The organism is Paraburkholderia sp. BCC1876 (assembly GCF_902833695.1).
Taxonomy (GTDB): Bacteria; Pseudomonadota; Gammaproteobacteria; order Burkholderiales; family Burkholderiaceae; genus Paraburkholderia.
Map to the genome: position 1 here is coordinate 507,053 of NZ_CADFGI010000001.1, position 16,623 is coordinate 523,675.

The window sequence follows — 16,623 nt, forward strand, 5'->3', positions numbered from 1 at the left end:
CCTTTCCGCGTTACTTTTCAACCACCACCATGCCCGCATACCGTTCCAAAACCTCCACCGCCGGCCGCAACATGGCAGGGGCGCGCTCGCTGTGGCGCGCCACCGGCATGAAAGACGAAGACTTTTCCAAGCCGATCATCGCGGTCGTCAATTCGTTCACGCAGTTCGTGCCCGGCCACGTGCATCTGAAAGACCTGGGCCAGCTCGTCGCGCGCGAAATCGAAGCCGCGGGTGGCGTCGCCAAAGAATTCAACACCATTGCCGTCGACGACGGCATTGCCATGGGCCACGACGGCATGCTGTATTCGCTGCCCAGCCGCGACATCATCGCGGACTCGGTCGAATACATGGTCAATGCGCACTGCGCCGACGCCATGGTCTGCATCTCGAACTGCGACAAGATCACCCCGGGCATGCTGATGGCCGCCATGCGGCTCAACATTCCGGTGATCTTCGTGTCGGGCGGCCCGATGGAAGCCGGCAAGACGCGCCTCGCGAATCCCAAGACCGGCACCATCGAGTTCAAGAAGCTCGACCTGGTGGACGCCATGGTGATCGCCGCCGACCCGAGCTATTCCGACGCCGATGTCGCCGAAGTGGAGCGCTCCGCCTGCCCGACCTGCGGTTCGTGCTCGGGCATGTTCACGGCCAATTCGATGAACTGCCTGACCGAAGCGCTCGGTCTGTCGCTGCCGGGTAACGGCACGGTGGTGGCCACCCACGCGGACCGCGAGCAGTTGTTCAAGCGCGCCGGCCGCCAGGTGGTGGAACTGGCTCGCCAGTATTACGAAGAAGAAAACGCGTCGATCCTGCCGCGCGCGGTGGGCTTCAAGGCGTTCGAAAACGCCATGACGCTGGACATCGCCATGGGCGGTTCGACCAACACGATCCTGCACTTGCTGGCGATTGCCCGCGAAGCGGAGATCGACTTCACGATGACCGACATCGACCGCCTGTCGCGTATCGTGCCGCAGTTGTGCAAGGTGGCGCCGAACACCAACAAGTACCACATCGAAGACGTGCATCGCGCGGGCGGCATCATGGCGATCCTGGGCGAACTGGACCGCGCCGGCAAGCTGCACACCGACGTGCCTACGGTCCACACCGCCACGCTGAAAGATGCGCTGGACCAGTGGGATATCGTCCGTACGCAAGACGAGGCCGTGCGCACCTTCTACATGGCAGGCCCCGCCGGTGTGCCGACGCAGATCGCGTTCAGCCAGAACACGCGTTGGCCAAGCCTGGATCTGGACCGCGCCGAAGGTTGCATCCGTTCGTACGAACACGCGTTCTCGAAAGAAGGCGGCCTCGGCGTGCTGACCGGCAACATCGCGCTCGACGGTTGCGTCGTGAAGACCGCGGGCGTCGACGAGAGCATTCACGTGTTCGAAGGCACGGCCCATGTGACCGAGTCGCAGGACGAAGCGGTCGAAGATATTCTCAACGACAAGGTCAAGGCCGGCGACGTGGTGATCGTGCGCTACGAAGGCCCCAAGGGCGGCCCCGGCATGCAGGAAATGCTCTACCCGACGAGCTACATCAAGTCGAAGGGTCTGGGCAAAGCCTGCGCGCTGCTGACCGACGGCCGCTTCTCGGGCGGCACCTCGGGCCTGTCGATCGGCCACTGCTCGCCTGAGGCGGCAGCCGGCGGCGCGATCGGCCTGGTGCGTAACGGCGACAAGATCCGCATCGACATTCCGAACCGCACGATCAACGTACTGGTGTCCGATGAGGAACTCGCGCGCCGTCGCGAAGAACAGAACGCGAAGGGCTGGAAGCCTGCGAATCCGCGTCCGCGCAAAGTGTCCGCGGCGCTGAAGGCGTACGCCAAGCTGGTGATGTCGGCCGATAAGGGCGCAGTGCGCGATCTGTCGCTGCTGGACGACTGATCTCGCGGCGGCCCGTGTGCCCGTTCGTATTGAAGCCGCTCTGTGGAGCGGCTTTTTTTATGGGCGCGATGTTCACTGCGACGTTCACAGCGATGCGCAGTGCGATCGCTGTGGCGAGCATCGCGCAGCGCCACGCTTAATGCGAAACGGCCTGGCGCTTTTACAAGCACCAGGCCGCCAACCTACTCAAGCAACGACCTCATGCGGCCACTAACAACGCGGCCGCAGATTCGCCCACTATCAACGCTTCGCCGCCGCATACTGATCGCGCAGATCGCGCACGCGGTCATGGTTCTGCAGTACGCCCTGATACTGCCGTTCGACGATCGCGCGAACGTCCACCGGCAAATCCTTTTCGAGCGCGTCGTGATAGTGCTTCTTCGCGACGTCTTCGCCCTTTTCACAGTCGGCCAGAATGTCGTGGTCGCTGCGGTCCGTGACGGCCGACTTCAGATCGACCCAACCGCGATGCAACGCGCCGCTCATGCTGCCGCCCGTGTCGGGCTTGCCGCCCAACGCCTGCACGGCGTCCTGCAACTCACGCGCGCCACGCGTGCAGTCTTCGGCACGCGATAGAAACATCGTCTTCAACTGCGCGTCGTGCGCGTCATCGGACGCTTTGCGAAAGCCCTTCTCCCCGTCCTTCGACGTTTCGACCAGATCGTTCAGTACGGAAACAACGTTCGTAGCCATGCAATACCTCCAGGGGTTTCGTTGATCGTCGAATCCGTCAGCCGGCAAGTGCGACCCGCCGACGGCCTTCGTAGAGATATCCGCATGACGCGTGCCCGGCAGGCAAAGGTGATAGATCAGGCGAATTCGGCGCGAAAGAGCCTTCTGTGCCGCTGCCATTCTTGCCAAGCCACGTAAATGTTGCGCGCCGCACTCGTCACGCATGCGCTGAGCGCCCTGTTGCACGGCGCTTTCACGAATGGCACGACTGTTGCTCTATATGCTGCGCCCGCACGACGCCGACAAACACAACATACGGCCACTCGTGCGAAGGAATTCAGAACAACAGGCAGGCAAAAACGACAGGGAGTGTCACCATGAAAATCAGGCGCGCGGAATGTCTGGTTGCGGTTGCAATCGTCACCTCAGCGACCGTGATGCAGATTCGCGAACATCTCCTGCAACACGAAACGCCGCCAGCGAGCATGCAAAACATGTCGGCGACTTGCGGCGCGATGCACGAAGGTTTGGTGCCCGCCGGTTGCGAAGCAACCGGCGACAATCGTCAGGGGGATCGTGCGCCGGTGCCGTCGCATGACGCGCCGCGAATCTGGGTGTGAAGGGGGCGTCTCAGCCGCAAGTCAATCAAGTCAAGCAACGCAAAACGGCCCGACATCGTCGGGCCGTTTGCTATTCGAGGCGTCCAGAACGAATCAGGACGCCCCTCACACGCGCTGTATCAAGCGTGTCTTTCCTTGAACTCGCTCAACGGCTCCGGCTGCTTCAGCGGATCGAAGTCCGCCCAGCGTCCCTGCTGCCAGCGGCCGGTCGCGCGCTCGACCGCCGCGCCGCCCGCTTCACGCAGCACGCGCGCGGCGTCGAACTGATTGTCCGGCGATACATGAACCGCGACGAGCACCCCCGAGTCGCGGGTTTCCTCGTGAAAAGGCGAGCGATGACCCGGCGTCCCGCCGCCTCGCGTACGCATCATCGCGCCGGCGAGCGAGCCGATATAAGCGCCAACACCGGCCGCGATCAGCGACACGATAATCGGCGCCGAAAACGCCGCAAAAATACCGACGCCCACCACCGCGCCCGCTACCGCACCGATCGTGACGCCGAGACCGGCGCCCTTCGGCGCGTCCTTCGCATTCGCGTCGGTGCCGGTATCGCCGCCAATCGGATAACGCGCGTGCTGGCCGCGCGGATTGACGAAAAACAGCGTGACGTCTTCTTCGACGAAACCTGCGTTGAAGAGCTTCTGCGCCGCGTCTTCCGCGGTCGGAAAAGTCGTGAAACGTGCTGCGACGATGAGTGACATAAGGCCTCCTTGCATCGTTGATTGACGTTCGCGAACTGCGCGATCATGCATTGCTGCGCTGCAAGACGTTCAAGCAGGCATACAGCAGGTACACAGCAGACACACGACCACGTTGACGCTACGCCGCCGTGGCGCCGCGATCCGGTTCCATGCCTTCCACTCTGAACAGTCCGCTATGCAACACTACGCCTTCGCCGGCATTCAGGTCGAGCGCTTCCGCGCAGACCGAACGGATGCGATGGCGGCCTTTGTCGAACGCGGACATCAACGCGGATTCGAGCGCGGATTCGGCGCCGAAATGATCTTCCAGCGCTTCGGCGGTGATCGCGCACGACACGACTTCGCCGTCCACGCGCGCCATGAAGCGCACCACCAGATTCGCGCCGTCGAAGGCCGGTTTGTCGTCGGAAAAAGTGATCTGCATCAGGGAGTCCTCATAGGCCGGACGCGGCAGGATCGCGTTCATGACGAACCCTTCAAGGCGCCGGCGAGTTGCTGCGCCATCGCGAGATGATGTTTGATGGTCGGCAACGCATGCGCGGCAGCGGCCTTCAGTTGCGAGTCGGTGCCGCTCTGCGCTTCCTGCTGGAACAGGTCGACCGCGCGCTGATGCGCTTCCAGTCCGATCTGCTCGACGTACGCCTGATCGAACGCGTTGCCCTTCAGCGTTTGAAGTTTGCCGACCAGTGCGGCATCCGCGGACGGCGTCGTCGTGAAGCCCTTCTTCGCGACCAGCGCCGCCATGCCATGCGAGAGTTTCGTGTGATCGACGATCATCTGCTGCGCGAATTTCTTCACGTGCGGATCGCTGGCGTTCTTCAGCGCGATCTTGCTGGCGGCGATTTCGGTGGCGTCGGCTTGTGACGCGTCCTGCACGAACTGCTGGTCGGCCGGCGAGAGTTGCGTGCCGCTAACCGGCGCATCGCTGGCCGGGGCGTCGCTGGCTTGCGCGTACACCGCGCCGATCGACGCCACGCCCAGCCCCAGCGCGGTCGTCATCACTTGTAGGGAATACCGGAGTTTCATGCATTTTCTCCCTGGTCGACGGGTTCACCGACGCACTGCGTTGCCACGCGACGTCGCCGGGTTTGTGGTCCGACGCGCCGCGTTCATCGCTCGCGCTTATGCCGCCTTGCGCCTGGATAGTTGCGCAATCAGCGTTTTGTTGAATGCGGGCAGATCGTCGGGTTTGCGGCTCGTAATCAGGTTGCCGTCCTCGACGACCTCCTGATCGACCCACGTCCCGCCCGCATTGCGAATGTCGTCTTGCAAGCTCGGCCAGCTCGTCACCGTGCGGCCCTTGATGATCCCGGCCGACACCGGCAGCCATGTGCCGTGGCAGATCACCGCGATCGGCTTCTTCGCGCTGTCGGCGGCTTTGACGAAGGCCTGCGCCTGCGGCAGCAGACGGATCGCGTCGCCGTTCACCACGCCGCCCGGCAGCACCACGGCGTCGTAGTCGGACGCGGTGACTTTGTCGAAGGTGATATCGACGTCGACCGTGTCGCCCTTGTCGACATGTTTGAAGCCCTGGATCTTGCCGGGCTTCGACGAAATAACGTGTACGGTGGCGCCCGCATCGGCGAGCGCGCGTTTCGGCTCGATCAGTTCCGCCTGCTCGAAACCGTCCATGGCGAGGACCGCGATCTTGCAGCCATTCAGCGTGTTGCTCATTCGTGCTCTCCATCTTTAGATGAGTGCTGGGACCGGGCGCGTCACGCGGCGAGGTCCCTTCGTTGTGGGGATAGCAGCAAAAGGTGTGCCTATGCCGGTACACCTATGCCACCGTCGCGTATCAAAGTCCGTGGGGATCGTCGTCGAGACCGTCGTCGTCGCGGGCTAACGGGTCGATCGGGTCGATCACGCGGTCCGGTTCGATATCGCGGTCCGGCGTGAGCGTCGAGTCGCCGTCGGCTGCGGCGCGCTCGCCCGTGCCCGCGCGATCCGTATCGCTACCGAGTTCGCTGTCGCCGGTTTCGAGCGCGTGGTTGTCCAGTTCCGAATCGACGTCGAACGCATGGCGTTTCGCGCCGGCAATGTCGCTGCCGCTGTCGGACGAATCGCTCGGGCCGAGCGCGCCGGTCGTGCCCGCCGTCTGTTTGACCACCTGTTGCGGCTCTTCATCGGGGTTTAGCGTGCTGCTCATGGCTTGCTCCTTCGTGTGTTGAGGTCGGTAGTAGAGCTGGCGCAAGGACCGTTCCGCCCGTGTTTGCGCAGTGCGCTGCAGCATGCGCCGGGCACTGCCTTTGCTTGATGCGCAGGCATCGGCGACGTAGTGCCCCATCGGCGCCCCATGCTTGAAACTTCTACCTGCGACCATGACCGACACGTCCATTCCGAACCCGCGCCGCGCGGACCGTCCCGGCGACAGCGCAGCTCAAAGCGCAACGCCAGCCGCGCCGCCGGCCATGCCGCCAGGTCTGCGCCACGCCGACGACACCAAACCCGGCTACACCCGCAAGCGCGATAGCGATAAGAACGGCTTCACCTACTTCGACGCGGCGGGCAAGCGCATCGACGACGAAGACGAGATCAAACGCATCAACGCACTCGCGATTCCACCGGCTTATGAAGACGTGTGGATCTGCCCCGACAGGCGCGGCCACATCCAGGCCACCGGCCGTGACGCGCGAGGCCGCAAGCAATACCGCTATCACCCGCGCTGGCGCGAAACACGCGATGCCGACAAATACGAGCGCATGGCCGAGTTCGGCCGCGCGCTGCCGAAGATCCGCGCCCGCGTGGCGCGCGATCTGAAGCTGCCGGGCATGCCGTGCGACAAGGTGATCGCCGCGATCGTGCAGTTGCTGGATACGACGCTGATCCGCATCGGCAGTGTTGAATACGCGCGCGATAACCAGTCGTACGGTTTGACGACGCTGCGCAAGAAGCACATGAAAATCGAAGCCGGGCAATTACGTTTCAGGTTTCGCGGCAAGAGCGGCATCGAGCACGACGTCACGGTGAACAATCCGCGCATCAAGCGGATCGTGCGGCGCTGCGCGGAACTGCCGGGGCACGACCTGTTCCAGTATCTCGACGACGACGGCTCGCGCCACACGGTCGGCTCGGCCGATATCAACGACTACCTGCGCCGTGCGAGCGGCGCGGATTTCACCGCCAAGGATTATCGGACGTGGGCCGGCAGTGTCTATGCGCTGGCCGCGTTGCGGCGCTTGATCTGCGGCAGTGCGGCGGAAGCGCGCCACCATCTGGTGGCGACCGTCAAGGACGTGGCGGCGTTACTGCGCAATACGCCTGCGGTGTGCCGGCGTTGCTACATTCATCCGGCGGTGATCGGCGCGTTTGAAGCCGATGAGTTGCAAACGCTACCGCCGGGTCAGACGCGCCGGGGCTTGCGGGTGGATGAAGTCGCGTTTGCCGCGTTGCTCGCGCATGCGGAGAAACGCGCGGCCAGTTTGGCACGTCAGGCCGGCGCGAAGGGACGCAAGACGCGCGAGGCGGCGGTAGCGGAGAGCGTCGACGATACGTTGACGAGTTTGCTGAAGAAATCGCGTGTGGTGCGCAAGGCGAGACGCCAGGGAACGCCGGTTGCTGCAGCTTGCGTACATCCAACCTGTAGAGGAGTCACATCATGCTCAACCAGTCACAGACGCAAGCCGGCATGAGCCAGGGCCAGGGCGCCCGCATCGTCGGCAAAGGCAGCGCAACCGCGGAAGGTCCCGGTCCGGACGTGATGGCCGCGGCCACCCTCGACGGCAACAAGGTGCTCAGCAGCGACGGCGAAGACATCGGCAAAATCAAGGACATCATGCTTGACGTCGGCTCGGGCCGGGTGGCGTACGCGGTGCTGTCGAGCGGCGGTTTTCTCGGTATCGGCGACAAGCTGATGGCCATTCCCTGGCACGCGCTGACGCTCGATACCGAGCAGAAGTGCTTCATGCTGAACATGACCGCCGAGCGCGTCAAGAACGCGCCGGGATTCGACAAGGATCATTGGCCGGCCATGGCGGACCAGACCTGGGCCACCTCCGTGCATCAGTACTACGGCAGCGAACCGTATTGGGGCCGCGGTGCATACGACACACGCGACGACCTGGGCGTCGGCGATATCCCGGCGGGATCGTCGGACGCGCCGGAAGCGGGCGGGTTGAAGCTCTAAGGCCGCGCCAGCAAACTCTGGCGCAACGCGTCCGGCTTCACGCTGCTCTTCAACCGGTCGGCATGCATTCCCCGCATGCCGACCTTAACCGGATGCTCATGCACGAAACACTGTGGTTTCTTATCGTCGGCGCCGTGCTGGTTTTCATGGGCGTGGCGGCGACGACACTGCGGCGGCTGCCCGTCAGCGCCGCGATGTTTTATCTGCTGATCGGCTACCTGCTCGGGCCGCCCGGCTTCGATCTGTTGCGCCTCGATATGGTCGCCGACGCGCATGTGCTGCGCGTGGTTACCGAAATCGCGCTGCTCGTCTCGCTGTTCGCCATCGGTCTGCGCCTGCGGCTCGGCGTATTCGACAAACTCTGGACCGTGCCGCTACGGCTCGGCTTCGTCGCGATGCTGGCGACCATTCCGCTGCTGACGCTATTCGGCGTGTACGTTCTGCAATTAACCTGGGGGCCGGCCTTGCTGCTCGCCGCGATTCTCGCGCCGACCGATCCCGTGCTCGCGCACGACGTGCAAGTCCACAATCCCGGCGATCACGACCTCTTGCGCTTCGCGCTCTCCGGCGAAGGCGGTTTGAACGACGGCATTGCCCTGCCATTCGCGGCGCTCGGCCTCGCGCTCTGCGCCACGCCGGCCGGTCACGCGGCCAGCTTGCTGAACCTCGCCCTCGTCGGCGGCATGGTGTGGGGCGTGGCGGGCGCGATCCTGATCGGCGGCGGGCTCGGTTGGGTCACCACGCATGCGGTCGCCTGGCTGCGCACGCGTCACGCGCAGGCGCTAGGGCTGGAAGGCTTTTTCGCACTCGGGCTGATCGTGTTGTCGTTCGGCGCCGCGCAACTCGCGAATACGTACGGGTTCCTGGCCGTGTTCGCCGCGGGCGTCGCGATGCGCCGCGTCGAACATCGCGCGAGCGGCGGCGTCTCGCCACGCCAAGCGATCGGCACGGTCGATTCCGAAGACGTCGAAGCCACCGCCGCGCATCCCGACAAAGCGCACGCGTATATGACGGAGTCTGTGCTCGGTTTCACGATCGAACTCGAACGCATTGCCGAAGTGGCCGTCATGGCGATGGTCGGCAACGTGCTCGCCAACCTGCCGGGCCAACTCTTCACATGGCAGACGGTTGCGCTGTGCGCCGCGCTGTTCGTGATCGTACGGCCGGCTGCCGTCGAACTGTCCCTGCTCGGCTCGAGCGCGACGCACACGCAACGGCGGCTGATGAGCTGGTTCGGCATTCGCGGCATCGGCTCGTTTTACTACCTCGCGTATGCGCTCGAAAACGGCGCCCCCGCCGACGTCACGCGACTCGTGCCGCTGACGCTCGCGGTGATTGCCGCCTCTGTCGTCATTCATGGTGTATCGGCTACGCCGTTGATGAACTGGTATCACCGCTTGCGCAGCCGCGAAACCTGATCAGCGCAGGACGCTGGACACCAGAGCGAACATGCACCGGCCGCCATGCAAACGGCATGCATAGCGGCCGGTAAAGCCTCTGCCGATTACACACGGCATTTCAAACAAATGACTGAAACATTCGCGCTCAATTCGAATACCGATGCGTCATGCATTTTTTGAAAATAATTACCGCCAATAGACATTGGACGAAAGCGAAAAACCCAAAATCGAGTCTAGTCGCTTTAAGCATTGTTAACTAAGATAGCCGCTAACTCATTGCTGAGAGCGCGACGACATCGATGCGAAAGTACCGGGTCAATTTTGCCGTTCCAGGCGAATGCCACGTATAAATGACGCAATGTGGCTCGCGTTACTCGCCCAGGGTTTGGCTTCGGCCGGCAGCACGTGAGCCGATGTCCGCGCGGCCTGAGCGCGCGGCGTCGCACGTCGTGCGGCTCGCGTTGCGGTTTGGATTATTCGCGCTGGTTACCGTTTCAATCTGGCTGCTTGGCGGCGCCGCAAACGCCGCGACGGATACCAGCACCGCGATAGCGCCAGGCGCGTTTGCGTCCCAGACCTTATCCTCCGCGAATGTCCCAGCCGCAACCCCGCGCCAGCCTTCGTTCGCGCTGTATTACGGCAAGAACCCGCCCGTCGAGCTGCTGTCCGCCTACGATGCCGCCGTAGTCGAACCCGACAGCGGTTTCAACCCGCTGGCTCACGCGCTGCCGCACACCACCTGGTTCGCTTACGCGAGCGTCGGCGAAGTGCTCCCTTCGCGCAGCTACTACGCGGCGCTGCCTAAAGCCTGGCTCGCGGGCCACAACGAAGCCTGGGCCTCGCGCGTGGTCGATCAAAGTCAGCCGGGCTGGCCCGCCTGGTATGTGGAACAGGTCATTGCGCCGCTCTGGGATAAAGGCTATCGCGGCTTTTTTCTCGACACGCTGGATTCATGGCAATTAGTCGCCAAAACGGATGCCGATCGCGCCGCTCAACAGGCCGGATTGGTGGCAGTCATTCGCGCCATCAAACAGCGCTATCCCAATGCGAAACTGATCCTGAATCGCGGCTTCGAAATTCTGCCGCAAATTCACGATCTCGCTTATGCGGTCGCATTCGAGTCTTTATATCGCGGCTGGAATCAGGCGCAGCAGCGCTATACCGAAGTCCCGCAAGCCGATCGAGACTGGCTGCTGGGCGAGGCGAAGACGATCCGCGAGCAATACCATCTGCCGGTGATTTCGATCGACTATTGCGCGCCCTCCGATCGCGTCTGCGCGCAGAACGCCGTCAGCCAAATCCGCGCGCAAGGCGTCGTGCCGTACGTGACCGACGGCGGGCTTGTCACCGCGGGCGCGGGCGCGGTCGAACCGCTGCGGCGTCGCATTCTCGTGATCCAGGACCCACCGGCGCGCACCGATCTGAACGTGTCGCCGGGTGTGCGTTTTCTGGCCATGCCGCTGAACTATCTGGGCTACCGGATCGATTACGCCGACGCGCGCGAGCCGTTGCCGCAAGGCGATCTGCGCGACCGCTACGCCGGTATCGTGCTGTGGATGAACAACGACGTGCCGCGCGCCACCGACTATCGCGCGTGGCTGTCGGCGCAAATCGATGCGGGCTTGCCGATCGCGGTGTTCACGTCGTTCGGCGCACAACTCGATCCGGCGCTCGCGCAAAAGCTCGACTTGCAGGTCGTGCCGGGCCAGCCGTCGAACGGCAAACTCGAGGTCGAATCGTTCGATCCGAAGCTGATGGGTTTCGAAATGAAGCCGCGCCCGGACCCGCACGATTACACCGCCGTGCGCGTCGGCCCGCATAGCCGCTCGCTGCTGCGGCTGCGCTCGGGCAACTTCGTGATCGACGGCGCGGCGCTCACGCCGTGGGGCGGCTACGCGATGCGACCGTTCGGCGTGTTCGATCTGGGCGCGGTCAATCAGGCGCGCTGGGTCACGCAGCCCATCGCCTTTCTGCAAGCGGCGTTGCGATTGCCCGCCGACATGCCGGTGCCCGACACCACCACGGAGAACGGCCGCCGTCTGCTGATGTCGCATATCGACGGCGACGGTTTCGCGTCGCGCGCGGAATTCAGCGACCACGGTACGCCGAACACCGACGCGTCGCCGCAATATTCCGGCGACGTGCTATTCCGGCTGTTGCGCGACTCGGGCATGCCAACCACCGTCTCGCTGATCGAAGGCGAAGTCAGCGACGACGGGCCGTATAAGGCCTTCGCCGCGCATTTGCGCCTGCTCGGCCGGCGCATCTTCGAACTGCCTAACGTGGAAGTCGCGACCCACACTTACACGCATCCGTTGCAATGGATGCGCGTCACCGGACTCGGCATTTCCAACGACAAGGACGTGCCGACCGAAGGCGGCAGCCAGACCAACAGCACCGGCCTGTCGATCGACATTCCCGGCTACCGCTTCAACATCGACCGCGAGATCGGCGGGTCGATCAGCTATATCGACAAACAGATCACGCCGCTCACCAAGCCGGTACGCATGGTGCTGTGGAGCGGCGACTGCCAGGTGCCCGCGCCGGTGCTGAAGGCCGCGTATGACGCCGGTGTGCTGAACATGAACGGCGGCGACACGCTGATCACGAAAAGCTATCCGAGCTGGACGGCGATCGCGCCGCTCGGCGTGATGAAAGACGGCTACTTCCAGGTGTTCGCGCCGAACCAGAACGAGGAGTTGTACACCGATCTGTGGCATGGACCGTATTACGGTTTCACCCGCGTGCTCGAAACCTTCGCGATGACCGACCAGCCGATCCGCTTCAAGCCGATGGACATTTACTACCACATGTTCTCCGGCACCAAGTTCGCGTCCGTGCAGGCGCTGCAGCAGATTTTCGACACCGTGTTGCGGCAACCGGTGAATCCGGTGTTCTCCTCCGACTACGCCCGCAAGGTGCTGGATTTTCTCGACATGAGCATTGCCCGCGACGGCGCGCGCTGGGTGGTGCGCGACGCCGGTCAACTGCGCACCGTGCGGCTGCCGCCCGGCCGGGTGCCGGACATGGCGAGCGCGACCGGCGTGGCCGGCTATCTGCCCGGTCCGGGCGGCACCTATGTCCATCTCACCGGCGGTGAGGCGAGCTTCACGGTGATCGATGCGGCCAGCGCGCCGCGCGTGCCGTATCTCGCCGACGCGAACGGCCGCATCGACCATTTCGAACGCACGTCGGGCGGCTTCTCGTTCGATCTGCGCTCGCGGATCGCGCCGCAATGGCGCCTCGCGAATGCGGGCGCCTGCCGCGTGAGCCGCCGACCTCTTTCCAACGACGCCCATCAATTGCATGTCGACGTCGCCTGCGACACCTGAACGGCAACGGCTGTTTTCGCCGGCCGTCATCCTCGTGCTCGGCGCGCTCACCGCGCTGATGCTGGTGCTCGCCTATCCGCGCGACAAGCTGGAAGCACGGCTGCTGCGCGGCGCCAACGCGGACGGCTTGACGATCGCGTATCTGGAAGCGTGGCTGCGGATCGATCCCGACAATCCCGACGTGCTGTCCGAACTCACCCGCGAGTATCTGAAGGGACAGCGGATTGCGGAGGCGTCGCGCGTGCTCGACCGCTTGCAGCAGTCGCACGATCCGGCCGCGCGGCAAGGCGCGCTGGCGATTCGCGTGTCGATCGCGCAGCAGCGGCTGTACCTGCTGAAGGCCGACGATCCGGCGCGGGCGGCGCGACTGCGCGAACTCGACGCGCTGCTGCACGAGGCCGCCGCGTACACCTGGGACAATGAGCAGCTTGCGTTGCTGGCGCGTCAGGCGCGCGGATTGAACGACAGCGATCTTGCGGCGCGTTATTACCGTCAGTTGATCCAGCGCGATCCCGCGCATGCGAGCGGCTGGCTGGTCGATCTCGCGCAAACCGAACTCGGCAACGGCCGCTATACGGCGGCGGCGAATGCGTGGTTCGAGGCGCAACGGCATACCGACGATCGGGACCAGCGGCGCGCGCGTTTCATCGCGGGCGTGAAGGCGCTGCAGGCAGGCAACGATCCGCTCGCGGCGATTCAGGCGGCGAACGCGCATCTCGGCGATCTCGCCGACGATCCCGATACGTTGCGCTATCTCGCCAATCTGGCGCTCGCGGCTGGCCGGCCTGATCTGGCCGAGCAGTATGTGAAGCGGCTGCTCAAGATGTCGGCGGTGATACCGCGCGAGATGCGCTCAGTGCGGCCCGCAGCGCTTGCCGATCGTGCGCCTGCTGACTATCGCAATGCTCAGGGCGTCTGGTTACGCGCCGCGTGGTATCGGCCCGCGCGTGTGGTTCGTGCTGACGCGCCGAACAACCACCACAGCGGCTTCCTTAAAGTCGCCGCCAGTGCGGCGCCCGCAACCGGTGCGCCAACCCCCGCAACCGTACCCACCACCGCCGCCGAATCCGACAACGAACTCGCCTACCGCGTGTTCCTCGCCAATGGCGACGTCGCCAACGCGCAGCGCATCGCTCAGGCCGCGCTCGACAAAGACCCACAATCCACCCTGTGGCGCGGCCGTCTCGCGCAGGTCGCGGAATGGAATCATCAACCGCAGGTGGCGCTGCGTAACTACCTCGCGCAGGCGCAGGCCAATGGCGACGCCAACGCCTGGCAGCAGGTCGCGCGCCTCGCGCCCGGCCTGAACGACAACGCCGCCGTGCTGGCCGTCACCTTGCATCAGTCGGAACAGCAACCGGACAATCTGAAGCTGATCGACGCCGTGGTGTTCTCGTACGAACAACTCGCCGACCCGGACAGCGCACTGCGCTTTCTGCAAGCGCGCATGCACGGCGCGCAACGTCGCGCGGTGATGGAGCGTTACGCGCTGATCGCCGAGCGCAAAGGCGACGACGATCTCGCGCTGCGCACCTGGCGCGACCTCGAACGTGAATTCGGCCCGAACAGCGCCTATGGCCTGAAAATCGCCACCCTGCTCTACACGCGCACCCAGTTCGACGCCGCCCTTGCCGCGATGAACGAAGCCAAGCCCGCCGCGCCGAATACCGATGGCGACTTCTGGCGCTTCTACGCGCTGCTCGCCAACACGGTCCAGCATCCGCATGAGGCGAACCAGGGCTATCGCGCGCTGATTGCCGGCGGCAAGGCCGACGCCGACGACTACGAAGCCATGACCGGTTTCTACAACGATTCGCCGCTCGACGCCGGCCGCCTCGCCGAATACGCGTACCGCCATGGCGGGCCGCCGCGCGCGCTCTCGCAAGCGCTGTATAACTATCAGCGCGCGCGGGCCTGGGGCCGGATTCGCGTATTGCTTGCATCCCTCTCGCCCGAGGAACGCGGCGCCGCCGAACAGTCCGCCACCTTCCTGCTGGCGCGCGCCGAATACGAACGGCAAACCGGCTCGGTGGAAGACGCCGAGCGCGACATCAAACGCGCCGCGAGCCTCGCGCCCGACAACGTCGAAGCGCGCGCCGCGTATCTGTGGATGCTGACCGACCGCGGCACCGACGCCGAACTGCGCAACGCCATGCGCAACGAGGCCGGCGACGCCGAAAACGACCCGCAACTGTGGGCGCCCTACGCCGCGGCGTCGATGCGTCTCGGCGACGGCCGCGCGGCGCTGCACTATCTGCACAAGCAGTCGGCGCAGGCCGCGCAGAGTCCGCTGTGGCGGCTGACCTATGCGGACGCGCTGGAGCTGAACAGTCGCATCGACGAAGCCTGGCAATTGCGCCGCAGCGTGTGGCTCGAACTCGCGCGGCGCCGTCGCGATCCGGCGCAGGCCAACGCGCTGCCCGCCGCCGAGCAGGACGATTTGCGCGGCCGCTATGTCGCGCTGACCACGCTGTTCGACAACGGCGACCGCTCGCGCGCCGTGCTGATCGAGATGCTGCGCGCGGATCAGGCGAGTCAGACCGACGCGCAATCGGCGCAGACCTCCGAACTCGGCGACATCGGCCTGCTGCCGCCCGCGCAACAGGACGCGATCCGCAAAGAGCGGCGCGTTTATACGGCTATCGCGCGCGAGGCGGCGATTTCATGGGCCCAGGTGCAGGACGCGTCCGACATGGAACGCGCGTGGCTGGAAAAGCAATACATTCAACGCAGCACGCGGCCGGTGTACGCCGAGGCGCAACTGGCGATCAACGAGGGCGACGTCAACGAACTGTCGCGGCTGCTCGACACCCTGCCCGATCTGATTCCCCGGCAAAACAAGGTCGATGCGCAAACGCTGACCGGCCGCAACGCCGATGCGCAAACCACCGCGTTCGAGTCGCTCACGAGCCTGCCCAACGACAGCGTGATGCACGGCCAGTTGCACGACCGGCTGCTCAGCAACGCGCAGGCGGTCGCGCCGTCGGTGCGTTACAGCGACCAGGGGCCGTTGCGCTTCAGCGAGGAATCGATCACGGGCGGCGTGCGGTTGACGCCGTCGCAGGCGCTGCAATTGCGCTACCGGCAACGCGACCAGAGCACCGACGCCGGGTCGCTGCCCAACGCACCGAATCACGACCGCTTGCTCGAAGGCGTCTACTCGCACAAGGGGCAATACGACGAAGAACACGTGATCGTCGGCCGCCGCGAAGCGTTGAAGGATTTCGTGACCGCGCGCGTGGAAGGCACCTACGCGGTGAACCCGAAACTCACGCTCACCTATGCCGCCGGCTACAACCAGTCCGCCACGGAAACCACGCAACTGACCGTGGCCGGCGTGAAAGATATGGCGTCGGTCGGCTTCAACTACCGGCTCGATTCGCACTGGTTCGGCGGCGGCCGTTACGAGTACGACCGCTTTCATGGCCAGGACCGTTCGTCGCTCGGCGACGGCCATCTGGTCGAATTGAACGCCGGCTACAAGATCAAGGCCGACTATCCCGACTACACGATCCGCGCGGTGTTCTCGCACGGCCAGTACAGCGCCAACGGCACACCCGGCGCGGCGCTGCAGAACCTGCTGCCGGCCGGCACCCCGTTCAACGCGCAGGCCTTCATGCCGCAGACCTTCACGCAGGGTGGCCTGCTGTTTTCTTTCGGCGACGACCTGCCGGAGAACTACTCGAAAGGCTGGCGGCCGATGTTCTCCGCCGGTCCGTTGCGCGACTCGCGCGCGGGCTGGTCGGGCCAGGTGATGGCCGGCCTCGTGGGCAGCCTGTTCGGCGGCGATCAGGTGCTGATCTACGGCTTGTATCAGGGGGCGTCGTCGAATCACTCGACCTCGGTGAAGGAAATCGGCGCGCGGTATCAGTGGCTGTACTAGAAG

At 64.6% G+C, this 16,623-nt stretch carries 13 protein-coding genes; 7 read left to right on the forward strand and 6 right to left on the reverse strand.

Features of this window, described 5'->3' with window-relative positions; all coding sequences use genetic code 11:
- Positions 1–29: 29 nt before the first annotated feature.
- The gene (ilvD, locus tag HWY05_RS02120) at positions 30–1,889 is read left to right on the forward strand and encodes a dihydroxy-acid dehydratase (RefSeq protein ID WP_035557822.1); all 1,860 of its coding nucleotides are present in this window, start codon (positions 30–32) and stop codon (positions 1,887–1,889) included.
- 240 nt (positions 1,890–2,129) lie between these two features.
- Here the strand turns inward: ilvD and HWY05_RS02125 are convergent, their stop codons facing one another.
- On the reverse strand, positions 2,130–2,582 hold the full coding sequence (locus tag HWY05_RS02125) for a PA2169 family four-helix-bundle protein (RefSeq protein WP_035557824.1): 453 nt from the start codon (positions 2,580–2,582) through the stop codon (positions 2,130–2,132).
- 356 nt (positions 2,583–2,938) lie between these two features.
- Between HWY05_RS02125 and HWY05_RS02130 the strand changes: the two genes are divergently transcribed.
- Positions 2,939–3,181, forward strand: coding sequence for a hypothetical protein (locus HWY05_RS02130; RefSeq protein ID WP_176057244.1), 243 nt, complete (start codon positions 2,939–2,941; stop codon positions 3,179–3,181).
- A 119-nt stretch (positions 3,182–3,300) separates the two neighbouring features.
- On the opposite strand, the gene HWY05_RS02135 is transcribed toward HWY05_RS02130, so the two are convergent.
- The 5 genes from HWY05_RS02135 to HWY05_RS02155 form a co-directional block, all read right to left on the reverse strand.
- Positions 3,301–3,882 carry a hypothetical protein gene (locus HWY05_RS02135; RefSeq protein WP_176057245.1) on the reverse strand — a complete coding sequence of 194 codons (582 nt, stop codon included), beginning with the start codon at positions 3,880–3,882 and terminating at the stop codon, positions 3,301–3,303.
- A gap of 118 nt (positions 3,883–4,000) precedes the next feature.
- Complete coding sequence (locus tag HWY05_RS02140; protein ID WP_176057246.1) at positions 4,001–4,348, reverse strand: DUF1488 domain-containing protein; 348 nt, start codon at positions 4,346–4,348, stop codon at positions 4,001–4,003.
- Complete coding sequence (locus HWY05_RS02145) at positions 4,345–4,908, reverse strand: DUF4142 domain-containing protein (protein ID WP_035557834.1); 564 nt, start codon at positions 4,906–4,908, stop codon at positions 4,345–4,347. Before HWY05_RS02145 ends, HWY05_RS02140 begins: the two co-directional genes overlap by 4 nt.
- A 96-nt stretch (positions 4,909–5,004) precedes the next feature.
- Positions 5,005–5,556, reverse strand: a complete 552-nt coding sequence (locus HWY05_RS02150; RefSeq protein WP_035557837.1) for a type 1 glutamine amidotransferase domain-containing protein — start codon at positions 5,554–5,556, stop codon at positions 5,005–5,007.
- A 121-nt stretch (positions 5,557–5,677) separates the two neighbouring features.
- Entirely contained in the window at positions 5,678–6,028 is a 351-nt protein-coding gene (locus HWY05_RS02155; RefSeq protein WP_176057247.1) for a chemotaxis protein, read from the reverse strand.
- Positions 6,029–6,200: 172 nt separating this feature from the next.
- Between HWY05_RS02155 and HWY05_RS02160 the strand changes: the two genes are divergently transcribed.
- The 5 genes from HWY05_RS02160 (at position 6,201) to HWY05_RS02180 (ending at position 16,620) form a co-directional block, all read left to right on the forward strand.
- Positions 6,201–7,511 carry a DNA topoisomerase IB gene (locus tag HWY05_RS02160; RefSeq protein WP_176057768.1) on the forward strand — a complete coding sequence of 437 codons (1,311 nt, stop codon included), beginning with the start codon at positions 6,201–6,203 and terminating at the stop codon, positions 7,509–7,511.
- Positions 7,478–8,005 carry a PRC-barrel domain-containing protein gene (locus tag HWY05_RS02165; protein ID WP_051980848.1) on the forward strand — a complete coding sequence of 176 codons (528 nt, stop codon included), beginning with the start codon at positions 7,478–7,480 and terminating at the stop codon, positions 8,003–8,005. Before HWY05_RS02160 ends, HWY05_RS02165 begins: the two co-directional genes overlap by 34 nt.
- A 98-nt stretch (positions 8,006–8,103) precedes the next feature.
- Positions 8,104–9,423: a cation:proton antiporter gene (locus HWY05_RS02170; RefSeq protein ID WP_176057248.1), complete on the forward strand. Its 1,320-nt coding sequence runs from the start codon at positions 8,104–8,106 to the stop codon at positions 9,421–9,423.
- A gap of 395 nt (positions 9,424–9,818) precedes the next feature.
- Positions 9,819–12,737, forward strand: a complete 2,919-nt coding sequence (locus HWY05_RS02175; RefSeq protein WP_176057249.1) for a bifunctional glycoside hydrolase 114/ polysaccharide deacetylase family protein — start codon at positions 9,819–9,821, stop codon at positions 12,735–12,737.
- Positions 12,712–16,620 (forward strand): tetratricopeptide repeat protein, encoded by a 3,909-nt coding sequence (locus HWY05_RS02180; RefSeq protein ID WP_176057250.1) that lies wholly within the window; start codon positions 12,712–12,714, stop codon positions 16,618–16,620. The genes HWY05_RS02175 and HWY05_RS02180 overlap by 26 nt, the downstream gene beginning before the upstream one ends.
- Positions 16,621–16,623: the final 3 nt, after the last annotated feature.

Bases quoted from the DNA above. Each gene is read 5' to 3' on its own strand.
- HWY05_RS02145 (WP_035557834.1), bottom strand. From the start codon at position 4,908: ATGAAACTCCGGTATTCCCTACAAGTGATGACGACCGCGCTGGGGCTG.
- ilvD (WP_035557822.1), top strand. From the start codon at position 30: ATGCCCGCATACCGTTCCAAAACCTCCACCGCCGGCCGCAACATGGCA.
- HWY05_RS02135 (WP_176057245.1), bottom strand. From the start codon at position 3,882: ATGTCACTCATCGTCGCAGCACGTTTCACGACTTTTCCGACCGCGGAA.
- HWY05_RS02125 (WP_035557824.1), bottom strand. From the start codon at position 2,582: ATGGCTACGAACGTTGTTTCCGTACTGAACGATCTGGTCGAAACGTCG.
- HWY05_RS02130 (WP_176057244.1), top strand. From the start codon at position 2,939: ATGAAAATCAGGCGCGCGGAATGTCTGGTTGCGGTTGCAATCGTCACC.
- HWY05_RS02165 (WP_051980848.1), top strand. From the start codon at position 7,478: ATGCTCAACCAGTCACAGACGCAAGCCGGCATGAGCCAGGGCCAGGGC.
- HWY05_RS02150 (WP_035557837.1), bottom strand. From the start codon at position 5,556: ATGAGCAACACGCTGAATGGCTGCAAGATCGCGGTCCTCGCCATGGAC.
- HWY05_RS02175 (WP_176057249.1), top strand. From the start codon at position 9,819: ATGTCCGCGCGGCCTGAGCGCGCGGCGTCGCACGTCGTGCGGCTCGCG.
- HWY05_RS02160 (WP_176057768.1), top strand. From the start codon at position 6,201: ATGACCGACACGTCCATTCCGAACCCGCGCCGCGCGGACCGTCCCGGC.
- HWY05_RS02170 (WP_176057248.1), top strand. From the start codon at position 8,104: ATGCACGAAACACTGTGGTTTCTTATCGTCGGCGCCGTGCTGGTTTTC.
- HWY05_RS02155 (WP_176057247.1), bottom strand. From the start codon at position 6,028: ATGAGCAGCACGCTAAACCCCGATGAAGAGCCGCAACAGGTGGTCAAA.
- HWY05_RS02180 (WP_176057250.1), top strand. From the start codon at position 12,712: ATGTCGACGTCGCCTGCGACACCTGAACGGCAACGGCTGTTTTCGCCG.
- HWY05_RS02140 (WP_176057246.1), bottom strand. From the start codon at position 4,348: ATGAACGCGATCCTGCCGCGTCCGGCCTATGAGGACTCCCTGATGCAG.